The 18,309-nt window shown below is 40.4% G+C and carries 19 protein-coding genes; 15 read left to right on the forward strand and 4 right to left on the reverse strand.

The window, feature by feature from the left end:
- Positions 1-173: 173 nt before the first annotated feature.
- From cydB to KO530_RS17750, 3 genes are all read right to left on the reverse strand, one after another.
- A complete protein-coding gene (gene cydB / locus KO530_RS17740; RefSeq protein WP_216049795.1) occupies positions 174-1,172 on the reverse strand; it encodes a cytochrome d ubiquinol oxidase subunit II in 999 nt (332 codons plus the stop codon).
- A complete protein-coding gene (locus tag KO530_RS17745) occupies positions 1,172-2,533 on the reverse strand; it encodes a cytochrome ubiquinol oxidase subunit I (RefSeq protein WP_216049796.1) in 1,362 nt (453 codons plus the stop codon). The genes cydB and KO530_RS17745 overlap by 1 nt, the downstream gene beginning before the upstream one ends.
- Positions 2,534-2,637: 104 nt before the next feature.
- Positions 2,638-3,183, reverse strand: a complete 546-nt coding sequence (locus KO530_RS17750; RefSeq protein ID WP_216049797.1) for a GbsR/MarR family transcriptional regulator — start codon at positions 3,181-3,183, stop codon at positions 2,638-2,640.
- A 486-nt stretch (positions 3,184-3,669) separates the two neighbouring features.
- On the opposite strand from KO530_RS17750, the gene KO530_RS17755 reads away from it, so the two are divergent.
- From KO530_RS17755 to KO530_RS17805, 11 genes are all read left to right on the forward strand, one after another.
- Positions 3,670-4,023 (forward strand): BufA1 family periplasmic bufferin-type metallophore, encoded by a 354-nt coding sequence (locus tag KO530_RS17755; protein ID WP_216049798.1) that lies wholly within the window; start codon positions 3,670-3,672, stop codon positions 4,021-4,023.
- Between the two features lie 15 nt (positions 4,024-4,038).
- Positions 4,039-4,887, forward strand: a complete 849-nt coding sequence (gene bufB / locus KO530_RS17760) for an MNIO family bufferin maturase (RefSeq protein WP_216049799.1) — start codon at positions 4,039-4,041, stop codon at positions 4,885-4,887.
- Positions 4,880-5,620, forward strand: a complete 741-nt coding sequence (locus KO530_RS17765; RefSeq protein ID WP_216049800.1) for an HvfC/BufC N-terminal domain-containing protein — start codon at positions 4,880-4,882, stop codon at positions 5,618-5,620. Before bufB ends, KO530_RS17765 begins: the two co-directional genes overlap by 8 nt.
- A 12-nt stretch (positions 5,621-5,632) precedes the next feature.
- Positions 5,633-6,163 (forward strand): DoxX family protein, encoded by a 531-nt coding sequence (locus KO530_RS17770; protein ID WP_216049801.1) that lies wholly within the window; start codon positions 5,633-5,635, stop codon positions 6,161-6,163.
- Between the two features lie 528 nt (positions 6,164-6,691).
- On the forward strand, positions 6,692-7,666 hold the full coding sequence (locus KO530_RS17775) for a DUF1852 domain-containing protein (protein ID WP_216049802.1): 975 nt from the start codon (positions 6,692-6,694) through the stop codon (positions 7,664-7,666).
- Between the two features lie 31 nt (positions 7,667-7,697).
- Positions 7,698-8,726, forward strand: coding sequence for a methionine synthase (locus tag KO530_RS17780; protein WP_216049803.1), 1,029 nt, complete (start codon positions 7,698-7,700; stop codon positions 8,724-8,726).
- An 89-nt stretch (positions 8,727-8,815) separates the two neighbouring features.
- The gene (locus KO530_RS17785) at positions 8,816-9,670 is read left to right on the forward strand and encodes an alpha/beta hydrolase family protein (RefSeq protein WP_216049804.1); all 855 of its coding nucleotides are present in this window, start codon (positions 8,816-8,818) and stop codon (positions 9,668-9,670) included.
- 61 nt (positions 9,671-9,731) lie between these two features.
- Positions 9,732-10,193 (forward strand): GNAT family N-acetyltransferase, encoded by a 462-nt coding sequence (locus KO530_RS17790; RefSeq protein WP_252729356.1) that lies wholly within the window; start codon positions 9,732-9,734, stop codon positions 10,191-10,193.
- Positions 10,194-10,306: 113 nt separating this feature from the next.
- Positions 10,307-10,831 (forward strand): lipocalin family protein, encoded by a 525-nt coding sequence (locus KO530_RS17795; RefSeq protein ID WP_216049805.1) that lies wholly within the window; start codon positions 10,307-10,309, stop codon positions 10,829-10,831.
- Positions 10,832-10,932: 101 nt separating this feature from the next.
- The gene (locus KO530_RS17800; RefSeq protein WP_216049806.1) at positions 10,933-11,460 is read left to right on the forward strand and encodes a hypothetical protein; all 528 of its coding nucleotides are present in this window, start codon (positions 10,933-10,935) and stop codon (positions 11,458-11,460) included.
- 100 nt (positions 11,461-11,560) lie between these two features.
- Complete coding sequence (locus KO530_RS17805; RefSeq protein ID WP_216049807.1) at positions 11,561-12,124, forward strand: PhnA domain-containing protein; 564 nt, start codon at positions 11,561-11,563, stop codon at positions 12,122-12,124.
- 229 nt (positions 12,125-12,353) lie between these two features.
- Here KO530_RS17805 and KO530_RS17810 read toward each other — a convergent pair whose 3' ends face one another.
- Positions 12,354-14,087: a lysophospholipid acyltransferase family protein gene (locus tag KO530_RS17810; protein WP_216049838.1), complete on the reverse strand. Its 1,734-nt coding sequence runs from the start codon at positions 14,085-14,087 to the stop codon at positions 12,354-12,356.
- Between the two features lie 152 nt (positions 14,088-14,239).
- Between KO530_RS17810 and pyrC the strand changes: the two genes are divergently transcribed.
- Genes pyrC through dbpA form a run of 4 tightly spaced genes read left to right on the forward strand, consistent with a single transcriptional unit; the run spans position 14,240 to position 18,281 of the window.
- A complete protein-coding gene (gene pyrC, locus KO530_RS17815) occupies positions 14,240-15,277 on the forward strand; it encodes a dihydroorotase (RefSeq protein WP_216049808.1) in 1,038 nt (345 codons plus the stop codon).
- A gap of 2 nt (positions 15,278-15,279) precedes the next feature.
- A complete protein-coding gene (locus KO530_RS17820) occupies positions 15,280-16,167 on the forward strand; it encodes a substrate-binding periplasmic protein (RefSeq protein WP_216049809.1) in 888 nt (295 codons plus the stop codon).
- 12 nt (positions 16,168-16,179) lie between these two features.
- The gene (locus KO530_RS17825) at positions 16,180-16,869 is read left to right on the forward strand and encodes a crotonase/enoyl-CoA hydratase family protein (RefSeq protein ID WP_216049810.1); all 690 of its coding nucleotides are present in this window, start codon (positions 16,180-16,182) and stop codon (positions 16,867-16,869) included.
- A gap of 35 nt (positions 16,870-16,904) precedes the next feature.
- On the forward strand, positions 16,905-18,281 hold the full coding sequence (gene dbpA, locus KO530_RS17830; RefSeq protein ID WP_216049811.1) for an ATP-dependent RNA helicase DbpA: 1,377 nt from the start codon (positions 16,905-16,907) through the stop codon (positions 18,279-18,281).
- Positions 18,282-18,309: the final 28 nt, after the last annotated feature.

The raw sequence follows: 18,309 nt of genomic DNA on the forward strand, positions 1-18,309 counted from the left end.
TTTTAAAATGAAATAATTCAGTCATTCTAATCAGTTTACAAAAAGATTACATTGAATACGTATGCGTTAGGTCAATTCACACTCGTCGGTGAATTGACCACTCATTTTATAAGCGCTGCAATGAAATTCAGCTATTTATCAGCGTGAACCTAAGTAAGCTGAAAATGGCTATTCTAATGGTATTCCAAATCTCTTACTTTTCCCCAGAACACACGGTATGAGAACAAGGTGTAAGCAAAAATACAGGGAATAACAATAAGTGCGCCATACAAAATAACCCGTAGAGACTCAGGTGCACTTGCTGCTTGCCAGATATTCAATTCGCCTGGCACCACAAAAGGATAAAAACTAAATGCTAAGCCGACAAAACTGAAGGTGAAAATGGCTGTACAGAGTACAAAGGGTAACCAGCAACCAGCGTCATCTTCTAACGGTAATCTTTGCAGCGTGAAATACCCAATCACAAAAAAGGCAAAACATAATATTGGTACCAACGCGATAAAATAGGCTAGCGGAGGTTGCGTCCAGCGTTCGAACACAAAGGGATTAATTAACGGGTTGATAATACACACAGCAAGGATCCCCACTAAACATACTTTCCCCGCATTCTTTGCCCATTTTACCGATCTAATTTGTAACTCGTCTTCCGTTTTCATGATTAGCCAGCACGCGCCAATGAGCGCATACGCCATTGCTACACCTGCGGCACTGAGTAAACTGAAGCCAACGGCTTCTATACTGGTTTCAAATCCCATCACAAACATGCCCAACATATAACCTTGAGAAGCGGCCGCAATGAAAGATCCTAATTTAAATAGCTTGTCCCAACGGTCTTTTTTATGAGCGATTACCTTGGCTCTAAAATCAAAGGACACTCCTCGAATTATTAACCCAATCAATAACATGGCGGTAGGCAAATAAAGTGCTTTCAAAATAATACTGTGGGCACTAGGAAAAGCGACTAACATCAACCCGACTGCTAATACTAACCAAGTTTCATTCGCATCCCAAAATGGGCCAATTGAGGCGATCATTTTGTCTCTTTGTTGTTGATTGTCCATAGGTAAAAGCAAACCAACGCCGAGATCGTAACCGTCGAGAATCGCATAAACTAGTACTGAGAACGCCATTAAACCGGCAAAAATAATAGGTAAATCGTGGTCTAAGAACATTAGTTGGCCTCCGCAGTCGCTGTGGTGCGAGCTGGTGTGTACTCAGCCGCATCGTATTCTTCAATTTCTACTGACTTTCTTGCCATGTAAAACAAAGTTTTTATGTATGCAAACAGTAAGAAAGCATACAGCGTCAAATACATCGCCAAGCTGACCCCAACGTTTTCTGGCGCAATATCAGTTACCGCATCCGCCGTGGTTAATATGCCGCTTACTAAATAAGGTTGGCGACCTATTTCGGTAACGTACCATCCCGCCAAAGTTGCCACCCAACCTGAAAATGTCATCCCAATGAAGAATTTCAGCATCCATGGTGAAAGTGACTTTTTCCGCCATAAGTAGAAGCTCGCTAACCAACTACTGAATAGCATGAGCATTCCTAGTCCAACCATGATTCTAAAGCCATAGAACACCGGCTTAACGGGGGGATGTTTGCCTTCAAATTCGTTTAGACCTCTAATTTGTCCGTCTGGATCATGGGTTAAGATAACGCTGGCCATCTTTGGAATGGCGATTTCTAAATGGTTAGTGCGCTGCTCTTCATCAGGGACAGCAAATAACAGTAGTGGTGCGCCATTTGTTGTTTCCCAAACGCCTTCCATTGCTGCAACTTTTTGAGGCTGATGCTCAAACGTATTAAGCCCATGCATGTCACCCATAATCACTTGTAATGGTGTGAGTATTGCGGCTAGGAAGATAGCCGTTTTTAAAGCTAAATTAGGGGCTTTTTTGTTATCGCCTCGAAGGATTCGGTAGGCTGAAATTCCGGCAATTAAAAAACAAATGGTTAACCCTGATGCTAACAGCATGTGCCCTAATCGATATGGAAATGATGGATTAAAAATAATCTCAAACCAGTCAACCGCATAAGCTACGCCATCGCGCATCTCAAAACCTGTTGGGGTATGCATCCACGAGTTAAGGGCTAAAATCCAAAACGCTGAAAGTGAGGTTCCTATTGCAACTATAAAGGTAGATAAAGTATGGAGCCAAGGCGGCACGCGGTTAATACCAAATAACATCACGCCTAAGAAGGTTGCCTCTAAGAAAAACGCAGTCATTATTTCGTAGGCCAAGAGTGGCCCCGCAATATTACCTACCGTAGCCATGAAACCTGGCCAGTTGGTGCCAAATTGAAATGACATTGTAATGCCACTCACCACACCCATTGCAAACGTGAGGGCGAATACCTTTACCCAAAAACGGTAGATTCGCATCCACACTGGATGTTTACTAATGTGAAAACGAACGCGGAAATAGAAAAGCATCCAGCACATAGCAATGCTTATGGCTGGAAATAAAATATGAAAACTAATGTTAGCTGCAAATTGAATGCGAGAAAGTAGCATTACATCTGCCATTGAAACCCCCTAGCGGCGCTGATTTTAGCCGTTGTTTATTTAAATTTAAAACTCGATGAATTTAACCCTGCGTACGACGATAATCTGCTTTTTGCATGTTTGATTTAACTGCTTTTTAGGAACTTATCCTTCATATCTAAGACCTTTCCGACGCCTGAACCTAACTTCATTAAGGTTGCCATTTTTTCAGGACTCAGACGTTGCAGTTCTTCACTCCACTGTGTGACGTTTTCTAATAAGTCATGGATCTCTTGTAACTGTCGTTGCGCATATTCTTCTTGTTGATTTGCCGGTGTAACCAAAAGAGTATCTCGAAGCACGCTCATAGTGGGTTCAATTTCCCGTTTTCGACGCTCTTCAAATACTTTATTGGCCATATCCCAAATGCTGCCTAAAGATTTAAAATAGTCTTTTCTATCTCCGGGAACATGATGCATTTGCACTAGTCGCCACGACTGTAATTCTTTCAATCCCATACTGACGTTACCGCGAGAAACATTCAGGGCCTCTGCAATATCATTTGCGCTTAAAGGCTCTTCACTTATTACTAAAAGCGCATACATTTGACCAACAGTTCGATTAAAACCCCATCGACTACCCATTTCACCGAAATGCATAACGAAGGTTTCTATCATGGGTGTCATTTTCATAATCAAGACTCTTTTCTGAAGTTTCAGTAATTTCTGAAAATTATAAACACTAATTGATGCAGATCAAATATTATTTTATTTATTTGTGTTTGCTATTGGCGGAATGGTTAAGAGTTTCGGTGAGGATTTTTGTATGAAATATGCTTTTTGTATTGAGCGAAGAATAATATTTAAACCAAATTAGCAGCGTTTATTGCGATTAGATCCCTACTTAATCGCCAATAAAGGGGGTCTTTTTGGATGTTTTTTTCAACACATTTTAGCCGTTAGAAAGCGAACTGGCGATGGAGGCAGCTAATTGATATTCATAAAAATTTTATACTTTTTCATTTTTTGTTAATCCACTTCTTAAACAAAATAATTTTCTAAATAAAATATTTTTTTGAAATTTTAACGAAAGGCTAATGGTCTTTAACTTACATAATGGACTACATTGTTCAAAAAGTAGCCCGTTTTTCACAACTAAATATTTTGAGGATACGATTTATGAAACATAACAATTCGATTAAAACTGCTTTACTTATTGGTGCCACTCTTGCCGCTTCTCAAGTCGCCGTTGCTAAACCAAATGATCAATTATCATTAGCAGATGCGACACCTGAAAAAGTGAAAGTCGCTTTCCAAGAATGGAAAGATGGCAATAGACTACGTGGACGTAAAGACAAGTGTTATGGGATTGCTTTAGCCGGTGAGAACGATTGTAAAGCTGGCGCTGGCACAAGTTGTGAAGGGACTTCTACCGTTGATTTCCAAAAAAATGCATGGACTTATGCACCTAAAGGTTCATGTGAATACATAATCACACCAAATGGTGCTGGTTCTAAAGACCCAATTGCTTAAGCGTTTCATTTCCGAATGATAAAGCTAACTGAATTGCCCGCAGATGCGGGCATTTGTTTAAAACCAGAACATTTTGACGCTATACCAAGTAAGGTTGATGGTCATTTATGGTTCGAAGTTCATGCAGAAAACTACCTGATGCAGGGTGGTCCTAGACTTGCAAAATTACAGGAAGTTGCACAGCGATTTCCGTTAAGCATTCATGGTGTTGGGGCTTCGCTTGGTGGACCAAACCCACTTAATCCCGAGCATCTCAAGCGATTGGTTCGTTTAGTCAATTCGGTTCCTACCGCAGCTTTTTCTGAACATATAGCTTGGTCAGGTGCTGACGGAAATTATATGGGCAATTTAATGCCTACACCAATTACCACTCAATCTCTTCTTCGTACTGCCGAGAATATTGACCAGTTACAAAATGCAATTCAACGGCCCATACTGATAGAGAATCCTGCTAATTATCTCAACTTTAAATCTGACATGTCCGAAGCGGAATTTATGATGTTTTTGGTGAATAAGACTGGCTGCGGTATTTTGCTGGATGTTAACAATTTATTTATAAGCGCGAACAACACTGGGATTGACCCACAGCAATACATTGGCAATCTTGAAGCTACAGCTATCGGTGAGATTCATGTGGCTGGTCATTCGGTTGACCCTATCGAGAAAGATTTGTTAATTGACTCTCATGATAGTGATGTGTCGAATGCGGTTTGGGCACTTTTAAATGATGCTTTAAGTCACATTGGTCCTTGTCCTGTGCTGATAGAGCGAGATGCAAATTTACCGCCGTTTGCTGAACTGCTGGCAGAACGCAATATTGCACGAGAGCTAATCCAAAGTAGTAAAGTTGTTAGCTATGAGTGATTTTCATTTCGCCTTAATGGGCTATGTACAAACTGGAGACATACAAGATGTCACCGAACATCTTGATGATGGACAAAATAAACGTCGCTTGGCGGTATATCGGAACACCTTTATTAGTAGTTGTATTGATGCGTTGCAACGCAAGTACCCAAGTGCTGAGAAGTTATTAGGTGAGGACTTCTTTAAAACCTTAACTCGACAATTCTGTTTAACTAACCCGCCCACATCACCTGTTTTGGCAGAATATGGTGAAATTTTTCCTGAGTATTTAAACGATTTTTTGCAACATAATCATCCTGAACTTAGGTATTTATGGGATATATGTAAATTGGATCGAGCTTGGCATCATGCCTATTTTGCCGATGATAAACCTTCTCTTGGTCAAGATGAAATTGAATCCCTAATTGAAGATATCGAATCGAAATCACTGTCTTTGCACCCCAGCGTGCAGTTAATCAAAAATGATTGGTCGGTATCGTCTTTATGGGCACAGTTAAGAGTCAGTAACCTAAGCGAACAAGTCGCCATCGAGAATACAACTGAAAACCTTCTATTGTGGCGAGACAATAGCAGCATTTTGCATCGAGTCATTTCTGAATCAGAGAGCCTATTTATTTCTAGTATTTACGCAGGCCGAACTTTAGGTCAAGCCGCGGATGTGGCGATGCAAAATGGTGAAATAGACATAAGTGAAATATTTAGTCAGTTACTACTTAATAAATTACTAACATAAGAGAAAAAAAATATGAAAGCCCTAATGAACCTATATGCTGACATCACGGCCAAAGTCAGCTTGTATTTGACCGACATAACATTACTTCTTGCTAGGCTATTAGCAGCAAGTGTGTTTTTTCAATCAGGATTAACAAAGTGGAATGGGTTTCTTAGTTTTAATCCGGATAAATATGATTTATTTTTATATGAATTTTTCTGTCCAGATCCAGTTCGTGAGGGGGCGTTACTGCTGTGTGATCCTAATACGTTAGATTACGTCGAAGGGTCTACTATTGTGTCCTTTATTGAAACACTTGCTGTTTCTGCTGGGGTGGCTGAAATCGTGCTTCCGGTGATGCTCGCTTTTGGCTTTCTGACTCGTGTTGGAGCTGCTGGCTTAATTGGTATGACGTTATTTATTCAATTAGCTGTATTCCCTTCGTGGGATCACTGGTGGAATCCTGCAGTTTGGTGGTTTATTGTATTGTTGGCCGTACTTAGTATGGGGCCAGGGAGGATATCTCTCGATAAATTATTGGGCTTAGAAAAAAGCCGAGCATAATGTATCCCTTGCTAAGTTAGTTAGCCAGAGTTTGGGTTGACTAAAGTATCCTTAAATATAGGCGCCTACATCAAAAGTAGTGCGTCTATGCCATTTATTCCACTGCTTCCGATATAACTCGATATTTAGCACTCATCTTCAATTTATATTTTCCTACGCAGTACATGAGATAAATATTCCTGCTCTGTCCTTAGTCGCTTCGAGCAAGCTTTATTTGCCGCCTTTAGTGCAGCGCAAAGCGCCATCTATTAATAATCAATTAAACTAACTCATGAATTACAGTCATGTATTAATGAAATAATATCATTTTTATTCATGAGTTGAACCGCGTATAAAACCCACTCTGCTTCGACTTTAGATTTTTACTTTACACATATTGCCGTTGATTCTTGATAGTCCGTTAGGCCCAAACCCTGAGGCTGTGAAAGCGATGGCCGACAAGGAAGGCCGCAAAATAAAGTTGCAAAGTCTAAAACAAGCTAACAATAAATTTAGGTTTTATCTCAGATAAATTGGATACAAATCACGATGACTAAAGATTTTATATTTACTATTAACAAGGTTGCTTTTGATGAAAATTATCATCCCTCAGACAACACTCGTATCACGACCAATTTTGCTAATTTAGCAAGAGGACAGAGCCGTCAAAAGAACTTACGCAACGCTTTAAATATGATTGACAATAGTTTTAATGGCATGGCCTGTTGGGATAATCCCAATGGAGATCGTTATTCGGTAGAACTTGATATCATCACCGTTGATATTGACATTGAAGGCAGTGGTCGTAGCTTCCCATCGATTGAAATTTTAAAAACCAATATTGTTGACCACAACACCAACAAACGCATAGAAGGCATTGTCGGCAATAACTTTTCCTCTTATCTGCGAGATTATGATTTCAGCGTATTGTTGTTAGAGCATAACAAGAATCAACCGAAATTTAGCATTCCCGATAATTTTGGCGACCTCCACGGGAAACTGTTTAAATCTTTTATTAATTCAGATGCCTATAAACAGCACTTCAAAAAACTCCCAGTTATCTGTCTCAGTGTTTCGGATAACAAAACCTATCACCGGACTGAAAATCAACATCCGATATTAGGTGTTGAATACCAGCCAAATGATTCATCGTTGACGGAACTATATTTCAAAAAAATGGGATTACAGGTTCGTTATTTTATGCCGCCCAATAGTGTCGCGCCTTTGGCTTTTTATTGTTGCGGTGATTTGCTTAATGATTACACAGCGCTTGAGTTGATAAGTACCATCAGCACCATGGAAACATTTCAAAAGATCTATCGACCTGAAATCTATAACGCCAATGCAGTTGCGGGAAAATGCTATCAACCAAATTTGCAAAATCAGGATCATTCACTGACTCAAATCGTGTATGACCGCGAAGAACGCAGCCAGTTGGCTAATGAGCAAGGAAGATTTGCTGAGGAGCATTTCATTAAACCCTACCAAAGAGTCCTTGAGCAGTGGTCTGCTAATTACGCTTAACATTTAACTCCAATATAAGACTTTATTTATTATGAAAACACTATTACCTACATCAACTGCCGGCAGTTTACCTAAACCCTCTTGGCTTGCGCAGCCTGAGACACTTTGGTCACCTTGGAAATTACAAGATGAAGCGCTAATTGAGGGGAAACGAGACGCTTTACGCTTGTCATTACAAGATCAACAGCAAGCAGGAATTGATATTGTCAGTGACGGTGAGCAAACCCGTCAGCATTTTGTGACAACTTTCATTGAACACCTTGATGGTGTCGATTTTGAAAAACGTAAAACCGTTAAAATTCGTGATCGTTATGATGCCAGTGTACCCACTGTCGTTGGTGCTGTTGCTCGTCAAAAGCCAGTTTTTGTTGAAGACGCCAAATTTTTACGTCAGCAAACCAATCAACCGATTAAATGGGCCCTACCAGGTCCTATGACGATGATAGATACCCTGTATGATAACCATTACAAAAGCCGTGAGAAATTAGCTTGGGAATTCGCCAAAATTCTCAATCAAGAAGCCAAAGAATTAGAAGCAGCTGGTGTTGATATTATTCAATTTGACGAGCCTGCATTTAATGTGTTTTTTGATGAGGTAAACGATTGGGGAATTGCTGCTTTGGAAAGGGCAATCGAAGGGCTTAAATGTCAAACTGCTGTACATATTTGTTATGGTTATGGCATAAAAGCTAATACAGATTGGAAAAAGACGTTGGGCTCTGAGTGGCGACAATATGAAAAAGCCTTTCCCAAATTGCAAACATCTAATATCGATATTGTTTCACTGGAATGTCAAAACTCTCGTGTTCCTATGGATCTGATTGAACTTCTTAGAGGTAAAAACGTGATGGTAGGGGCGATTGATGTCGCAACCAATAAAATAGAGACAGCAGAGGAAGTGGCTAGTACCTTAAGAAAAGCCTTAGAGTTTGTCGATGCTGACAAGCTCTATCCTTCAACCAACTGTGGCATGGCTCCTTTATCACAACAAGTGGCACGAGCTAAACTTGCTGCTTTGAGTGCAGGGGCAGAAATACTGCGAACAGAACTCTCTAGTTAAGAGAGTTCGACTTAACAATATTTACCTATAAGTTCGCAACCTAATTTTAATTGAGTGTTAAAAGCAAAAAGGCAGTGAACCTAAAATATATGAATATCATTAAGTATTTAGTTTGTTTGCAAGTTTTCTTGGCAACAGAGGTTTTAAGTGGGGAGACATCGTTATTTTTAGATAATGGTGAATATCAAATCCCCGCTATTTACTCCGCTCCAACTGGTATGGACAAATATCCCGCGATAATTTTACTCCACGGTACTGCATCGAATAAAAATGAAGTAGGTGATTTATATGCGATATTAGCCAAAAGGCTAAGAGACAATAATATCGCATCGATTAGAATTGATTTTGCGGGTACTGGCGATAGTGAAGTGGACTATAGTCAATACACATTAGCCAGTGCAGTGCGTGATGCAGATATGGCAAGGGGGTTTTTAATCGAACAGCCGAAAATTCTAGCCGATTCTCTGGCGGTACTGGGATTTAGTCAAGGCGGGTTGATTGCGCAATTGTTAGTGATAGAGCATCCCGAACTCGCTGCACTGGTAACTTGGTCATCGGTTGCGGGCGATGGTGGTGAACCGTTTTCAAGCCAGTTTGAGCAGTATTATGCTGAAGCTAAAAATAACGGCGTGGCTGAATTAACATTCGAGTGGCGCGCACCGTTAAATTTAAGTTTGCAATGGTTTGAGCAGGTTAAAAAACAGAAGTCATTAACTGAGCTGGCGAATTATCCTGGTGCAGTTTTAGCCATTGCTGGTGGTGCAGATACTATTGTTGACCCTATATCTTCGCTTAGATTGATACAGGCAGCAGGCTCTGAGGATGCTCAAGCGGTAGTATTGAAAGGGGCGGATCATGTATTTAATGTTCTCGACCCAACGGCAACAGAAGACGAGGTTTTACTGAAAATTACTTTGCAATGGTTACTGGAAAAGTTACATTAAATTCACACTTAACCTTTGATTAGGTGCATTTTAACTAAAATAGACTGAGTGAATTTAACCGTTGGAAAATATAAGTATACGAAAAGCGATAATAGGCGACCTTGAAAAGTTAATAGAATTAGAGCAAAAGTTGATTGCGGCCGAACGTCCCTTTAACTCGATTTTAAAAGCAAAAGATGCAACTTATTACGATATTGAAAATTTAATAACCAGTCCATCGTCATATTTGGCGGTAGCTGAATTCGAGGGCGAGATAATAGCCACGGGTTATGCGCAAATTCGAGAGTCGAAACGAGCCCATAAACACGATCATCATGTTTATTTAGGCTTTATGTTTGTAGCTCAAGAGTATCGTGGTCAGGGGATTAATAAACGAATTATGCAAACATTAATTGCTTGGGGCAGGGAACAAAATTTGGATGATTTTTATCTGGATGTTTACGCCACTAATGAATCAGCGATCAAAGCTTATCGAAAAGCGGGGTTTGCTGAATCCACTTTTGAAATGAAACTAAACTTTTAGATAAACGCTACCTTTTGAATTAAATTTTTAATCAATGTAAGTGATACAAATAAGCTATTTGTGCGTTAAAACTACTAGGTTTAGACATTTTTAGTTAATTAGGTTTGGTATTTATGAAATTTAAGCTCGGTTTTCTTTTAATCATAAGTTTGTTCGTTGCTTCATGCACATCGATTCCTCAGGGAATAGAACCGGTCAAGAATTTTGAGTTGAATAAATATTTAGGGACTTGGTACGAAATCGCTCGTTTTGACCACAGTTTTGAAGAAGGTTTAGAAGCTGTCTCTGCGCAATATTCCCTACTCGAAGATGGTGGTGTCAGTGTTACCAATCGGGGATTTAACCCTGAAGAAGGTGAATGGGAAGAAGCCAAAGGCAAGGCTTATTTTGTTGATGATGAATCAGTTGGACATTTAAAAGTATCTTTTTTCGGTCCTTTTTACTCTAGCTATGTCATATTTTTCCTCGATAGTCGTGATTACCAATATGCCTTGGTAAGCGGACCGAACCGAGAGTATTTATGGATATTGAGTAGAGACAAAAATTTACCAAAATCGGTTGTAGACATGTTAATTACTGAAGCCAGTGCAGCTGGCTATGATACTTCCAAATTAATCTTCGTAGACCATGAACAGTGACTAATAAAAGACATCATTCAAAAAAATTGAAATTATTATTTATGAATGAAGGTCTTAGCTAAAAACAAATCTCTGAATGAGAAGAAAGCGGAAGGAATAACATGCTCGAAAGTCAGCTTGAAGTAGTGCGCCAAGCCAAGCAATTTTTAACTTACGCTGATATGACTGAATATCAGCAGATCTTAAAACCTCATCTCTCAGGCAGTGCAGGTATGCACATGCGGCATATTCTCGATCATTATTTGGCGCTAAAAAACGGACTCGCCATAAAATCAATTGATTATGATAAACGAAATAGACATTCGGAATCAGAAAGGTGCCCCAAAGCCGCACTAAAAGAGTGGCAGGAAATCGAAACTTGGTTAGATTCTGTTTGCCAAAAAGATCTTGATGTTAACTTATTAGTTAGCTGTGAAGTCAGTGCAAACAAGGTTGAACAGGTTCAAGTTCAATCCACTTTAGCGCGCGAGTTGGTATTCATCTCAAGTCATGCCATTCATCATTTTTCATTACTTAGTGTGATCCAGTCACTTAGAGGGCAAAGTACCCCAGAAAACTTTGGTGTTGCCCCTGCAACAGTTTCTTTTCAGCGGGAACAGACGCGAAAAACCGCAGTTTCCAATGCTTAATTAAATCTAGAATCCTAGCCTAATGTGTAAAAACCATAGAAATTTTATGGTTTTTATGGATAATATCGCCGCTTAAATTCCATTCCACAAAGGTTTTAACATGTCTATAGAACAAACTCTTCTATCTCGCAGCAATCAAACGTGCGAATTGTGCGGCGCAACTGACTCACTTGTCGTATATGAAGTCCCGCCAGAAGAGGCGCATGCAGATAAATGTATTTTAGTTTGCGGCACATGCCAGTCTCAAATTTCGGGCGAGGCTGAACTGGACATGACTCACTGGCGTTGTCTAAACGACAGCATGTGGAGCCAAGTCCCTGCGGTGCAAATAGTTGCCTGGCGAATGCTTAAAAAGTTATCTTTTGAAGGTTGGGCGCAGGATTTATTAGACATGTTATATCTGGACGAAGATATGCTTAAGTGGGCAGAGTCTGGTCTTGTTGAGCACAGTGACGAGCCAACATTAGATTGTAACGGTACAGTTCTGCAGGCGGGTGATACCGTTACCCTTGTGAAAGATTTAAATGTGAAAGGCGCTAACTTTACCGCTAAACGAGGTACTGCAGTGCGTGGAATTGGCCTTAGTAGCAATCCAGAACACATCGAAGGCAAAGTCAATGGTCAGCGAATTGTGATCATCAGTGCATATACCAAAAAATCATAATAATAGTTTGGGCTTCAGCCCGAATAGGCGCTAGCAGTTCGCTCGTTAGCAGCAGCGATTGGTAAATATCCATGGGCTAAAGCCTCATGCTACGGGTGTATTGTAGTTTGGGCTTCAGCCCGAATAGCATTTCACTCGTTAGCTGCAGCGATTGCTAAATATCCATGGGCTAAAGCCTCATGCTACGGGTGTATTGTAGTTTGGGTTTCAGCCCGAATAAGTCGATTAACTAACCTTCAAAGGACGCATATTGTTTCCAAGCGTCTCCTAAATACAGCTTCAATAATTTTTCAGGGGCTTTAGGAAGTTCAACACTTAGCAGCAATCCTGGCGTGTCATTGAAGTTTCCGTCAATTCCCAGACAGTGAAATTTAGCACCGAGTTTCAGATAATGTTTAGCCAAAACAGGGATATCTTTGCCGTCACTTTCTATTGCTGCCAATAAGGTAGTTAAATGTGTCGATAAATCATATTGTTTTGCAAAATCTGAGATTTCCGGATGCAGCGCAAAGTCGAATTCTTTATGAGGGGTTACTGATTCAGTTGGCGACACAAGGGCTTGCTGTATTAATGCAACTGAGCGCGGGTTATATAGCTTACTCAACGAAACCGTGCCGTATAAAGTGCGATAGTGGGGGAATTTACAGACGAATGCGCCAATCCCTCGCCATAATAAAAATAATCCTTGGAAGCTTTTTTGATATTCGGGTACTAAAAACGACCGACCTAGCTCAAGGCAGGGCTGCTGTTGGTTCACAAATCCTGGGGAAAAATTAAACATACGTGCCAAATACAGTTGCGTTATATCACCTTGTTCCAGCAACTTGTCGGTTTGCCCCATTCTATAAGCGCCAATAATATTTTGCTTTTCGTTGTTGACCACAAATAGTTGAGTGTAAGTGGCATCAAAGGCGTCGGTATCTATTGGCTCACCGCTGCCTTCATTATGTTGGCGAAATACTAATTCCCGTAAACGCGCAATTTCGAACACAGTTTTGGGGAGTTGATGCTGGAAGCCGTAATAAACTGAAAACTGTTTATGCACCAATAAACATTGCTCTTGAGGAAGCAAAGCCAATTCATTTGCAATTTCTTGCCAAGGGGTTTGGTCTGCTATAGGTGCTTGTTGAACAGATTGATTATCGGGCCAATCCATTCTCCAAAGGGGATCCTGAGAATAACTCTGAATTCTACATAATGCAGCGTGTTGCTTACTATCTTTCACTTTATAAGTGTTGGGTTTGACCAATGAACCACAAGTAATCTTAATTTGACTGTTATTTTTGTTGAGTAACTCTCTTGCCAACATGAGCAGCCTAAAACGAAAATAAACTCGCCCTAGTCGATAGAATAACGGACTATTTTGACCGCTTACAAAGATTGGCAAAAAGTGCGCTTGGGAAGAGTCGATAAGTTTCCCAACTATGCGGTTCCAATGATGTTCACTAATGCGTTTTTTATCTCCCTGATAGTATGCGACTCGACCCGCGGGGAAAACTAACAAAGCACCGCCTTGTTTAACATGTTTCAAGCTGGCGCGGATAGAGGGCGTATTTTTAGGATCACGCTCAGATAACGGATTAGTAAAGATAAAATAGTCTTTGAGCTCAGGGAAAAGCTTTAAACCTTGGTTGGCCAAAACTTGCAGATCTGGGCGTATTTGGCCAATGAGTAAACACAATATCACCCCTTCTATGCCCCCAAAAGGATGATTACTAGCAATAACTAAGGGACCAGTCTTTGGAATGTTTTTTTGTACAGAATCGCCGCCAAGTACTTCAATATTAAGTACCTGTAACAATTTCTCGGCAAATTGTTCTTTTTTTAGCCCTTGCATTTGATGTTGCTTATAAAGGGCGTCCATTTTCTTGACGCCGACTAAGCGATCTAACATTTTAAGTGCAAGGGTAACTGGAGCGCTTTTTGGCCCCACAAGATTAATAAGACTGATAGATGTCGACACCTGATGCTGCATATTTTCAGTTATTCTCAATAACGACAATTAATCTTTACCTTATAACAGATGCTATTTATGCAATGCAAAAGATTATTTTTGCATTTTTTCGGGCATAATAGGGGGAGAGATTTAGCTTACACTTATACTATAGGCCAATGATGAATAAAATTACGATAACCGCCCCAGACGATTGGCATTTACATTTCCGTGATCATGATATGTTGGGAGAGACGGTTCCAGCGACCGCTAGGTGCTTTCAAAGAGCAATCGCAATGCCGAATTTAGTACCCCCCATTACCACTGCTAAAATGGCAATGGATTATAAATCACGGATTTTGGCCGCTCGACCAGCGAATAGCAACTTTCAACCTTTAATGGTTTTGTTTCTAACCAATGAAACCACAAAACAAGACATCATTGATGCAAAAAAAGCCGGCGTTGTGGCAGCTAAATTGTATCCAGCAGGCGCGACGACTAATTCTGATGCGGCGGTTGCTGGAATAGAAGCCCTGTATCCAATCTTCGAAGAAATGGCACAGCAGCAGATGCTATTGTTAATTCACGGAGAAGTAACTCAAGCCCATGTGGATATTTTCGACCGTGAAAAAGAATTCATTGATCAGCACCTCGCTAAAATTGTTGAGAATTTTCCTCACCTCAAAATTGTATTCGAACATATCACTACCTCTGAAGCTGCCGATTTTGTGTTACAAAGCTCAGACAATGTTGCGGCAACGATTACTCCCCAACACTTACTGTTGAATCGTAATGATTTGTTGGTTGGTGGCGTGCGGCCACATAACTTTTGTTTGCCTGTACTTAAGCGTAATACCCACCAACAAGCACTAAGAAAAGTGGTTGCCAGCGGTTCTAAAAAATTCTTTCTAGGCACAGATTCTGCTCCCCATGAAAAACATAGAAAAGAATCTGCATGTGGATGTGCAGGTTGTTATAGTGCTTGGAGTGCCCTTGAATTGTATGCGCAAATATTTGATGAGTTAGGCGCCATCGACAAGCTTGAAGGTTTCAGTAGCCACTATGGGGCTGATTTTTATGGTCTGCCCCGTAACACTCAATCTATTACGTTAGTCAAAGATAAGTGGCAAATACCGGAACAAATCATCCTTCCTAATGGGAATCCAATAGTGCCCTTTTTTGCAGGACAAACGGTTGATTGGAAAATAGAAAGCGTTTAGTAATGATAATTAAGCCGTTATTCACTTTGCTAAACAAACTACCGCGAGCAGTTGATTTTCTTTTGCTCGCAGTAAATTTACGTTCAGTAACAAAGTGTCATTTGTTGATACTCTCTATCGGGCTATACAATGGCGTGTTGGTTGCTCAAGATTCTAAAGATTTTTGGGTCTTAGCATATCCTGAAGCGCCTTTTATTGAACAGACAGAAAAAGGAAAGCTAAAGGGCTTCTTGGTCGATGAGGTCAATGGCATTTTGGCTACAGCGGGGATTCGGCAGCAAATATTACTTGCCCCATGGAAACGTCTTGAACTCGAAGCAAAGGCGAAGCCCAATGTGCTTGCCTTCGCATTAACTCGGACTCCCGAGAGAGAACAGAATTATCATTGGATTACGCCATTAACAGCGAACGTATACTCTGTTTTTAGCCCTCAAAAAATAGTCAGACCGTTAAATAACATCGAGCAGTTATCTACATTTGACTCTATTGCGGTATTGGAGAATGATGTTCGCCACAAATTGCTGCAAGCGCAAAATGCTAAGAATATTCAGGTCTATTCAAGTTGGTCTGATGCAATCGATAGTGTCGTAAGCGGAGAGTCCAGTGCAATATTTTTCTCGGATTCAGGAGTTCAGTATTTTTGTCGTGTTCAAGGAAAAGATTGTAATCAGTTCGAACGCGTGTTTTTGTACGAAAAAACAATAACCTATCTTACTTTGTCAAAAGTAGGGTCAAATCCGGAGTTGGTAAATAGATTAAAAAGTGCGGCAGAACAATATAAAGATTCTGACGCATTTAAAACAATTTCAAAAGATTGGCTAAAGCAATACGAAACGTTGCCTATTCCTATGCATATGGAAGATGGTGTACTTAATTTGTGGAATAAATAATCGGACCATATTATGAGCAAACTTGTAAGTTATCAAAATCAAGAAGCCTATGCCCTTATCACTATTGATAATGGAAAAGCCAATGCGCTTTCTCATGAAGTGATAGACCAAATTAATTTGTGTTTAGACAAAGCAGAAAAAAACCAGAAAGTTGTAGTTTTAGCTGGTAAAGCAGGCATGTTCAGCGCGGGTTACGATTTAAGTGTGATGAAACACAGTAACGAGTCAGCCTTAGAACTTGTGGAAAAAGGATCAACGTTATCAAAACGTTTATTAACTTTTCCTACGCCTGTGATTGCAGCCTGCTCAGGTCATGCTGTGGCTAAAGGGGCGTTCCTTTTATTATCAGCTGATTACCGAATTGGGTTAGATGGGGAATTCAAAATAGGTCTAAATGAAGTAGCTATCGGAATGACGATGCACCAAGTTGGAATTGAACTCGCCCGCAATAGGTTAACTCCTCGCTATTTTAATCGTTCGGTTATCAATGCAGAAATATTTAGCCCAGGACAAGCACTAGAAGCCGGGTTCCTCGATTTAGTTGTAAAACCCAAAAAATTCGAAAAAACCGTGAATAAAGTAGCCTACGCAATGGCTTCTTTGGATATAAAATCTCACCGAGCGACTAAACTAAAAGCTAGGGCTGAACATATAGCAAACTTAGAAAAAGCGATTGAATTAGATCGCACAAGCTCGCTGTAATTATTAATTAAACTTATTTTAAAGAGAGCACTTTAGTGACCCAATTTTCTTCTTTGCCATTAAAACCTGAACTTGTTAGTAATTTGGAAACCCTCGGATTTGAGGGGATGACCGAAATTCAACAACAAAGTCTACCGAAAATTCTGGCAGGCAAGGATGTCGTAGCGAAAGCAAAAACCGGCAGTGGTAAGACCGTTGCTTTTGCTCTGGGTTTGTTAAATAGACTAGATGTGGATCGATTTAGAATTCAAGCTTTGGTCATGTGTCCAACTCGTGAATTGGCTGAGCAAGTTGCCGAAGAAATTCGTCGTGTAGGACGGATGATTGATAACATGAAAGTGCTTACCCTTTGTGGCGGTACGCCCATGGGCCCACAGATTGGATCACTTTCACATGGTGCTCATATTATTGTCGGTACTCCTGGCCGTATTATGGATCACTTATCTAAACGCCGACTCAGTCTCAAAGAAGTCAATACGCTAGTGTTAGACGAAGCCGATCGTATGTTGGATATGGGCTTCGAGGAGGAAATGGAAACCGTCATTCGAGCTGTGCCCACAGACCGACAAACCTTATTGTTTTCGGCTACTTATCCTGACCAAATTAAACAAATTAGTCTTAAGATACAGCGCAATCCAATTGAGATTACGGTGGAATCAACCCATGACACAAGCAAAATAAAACAATTGTTTTTCGAAGTTGAAGAATCTCATAGAATCAAGGCTACTGCGGCACTGTTAAGTGAGTTTCAACCCGAGTCAGCGATAATATTTTGTAATACTAAAATTGCCTGTAACGAACTACTAGAAGCTCTCACTGAAATGGGGTTTTCTGTCGATGCGTTACACGGTGATTTAGAACAAAAAGATCGCAATCAAGTTCTAGTCCGGTTTGCCAATAAAAGCGTATCGGTGCTTATTGCCACAGACGTTGCATCAAGAGGTCTTGACGTGAAAGGTGTGGGCGCGGTTATTAACTATCAAATCACACCTGATCCAGAAGTCCACATTCACAGAATCGGTCGCACGGGACGAGCTGACGCCGAAGGTTTAGCATTAACTCTTTGTGCCCCTAAAGAAATGGCGCGGGCAAATGCCATCGAAGATTATCAGCAAAGAAAAGTCGAATGGAAAGGGATTCAAGCTATTCGTTTTCATGCGAATCGAATTATTCAGCCTGAGTACCAAACAATATGTATTGATGGCGGTAAAAAAGCTAAATTACGTCCTGGAGATATATTAGGCGCATTAACCAAAGACGCGGATGTTCCTGGCGAAGATATTGGTAAAATAAAAGTGACAGCTACCCACAGCTATGTCGCAGTTAAAATTCGCAGTGTTAAACGCAGTTTGAAGCAATTTAACGAAGGCAAAATGAAAGGTCGTAAATTTAAGGCCAGAAAGTTGCTTTAATTTTTTCCAAAAAAAAGAGTGCGAAAGC

Origin of the sequence: Aliiglaciecola lipolytica (assembly GCF_018860635.1) — a bacterium.
GTDB classification, from domain to species: domain Bacteria; phylum Pseudomonadota; class Gammaproteobacteria; order Enterobacterales; family Alteromonadaceae; genus Aliiglaciecola; species Aliiglaciecola lipolytica_A.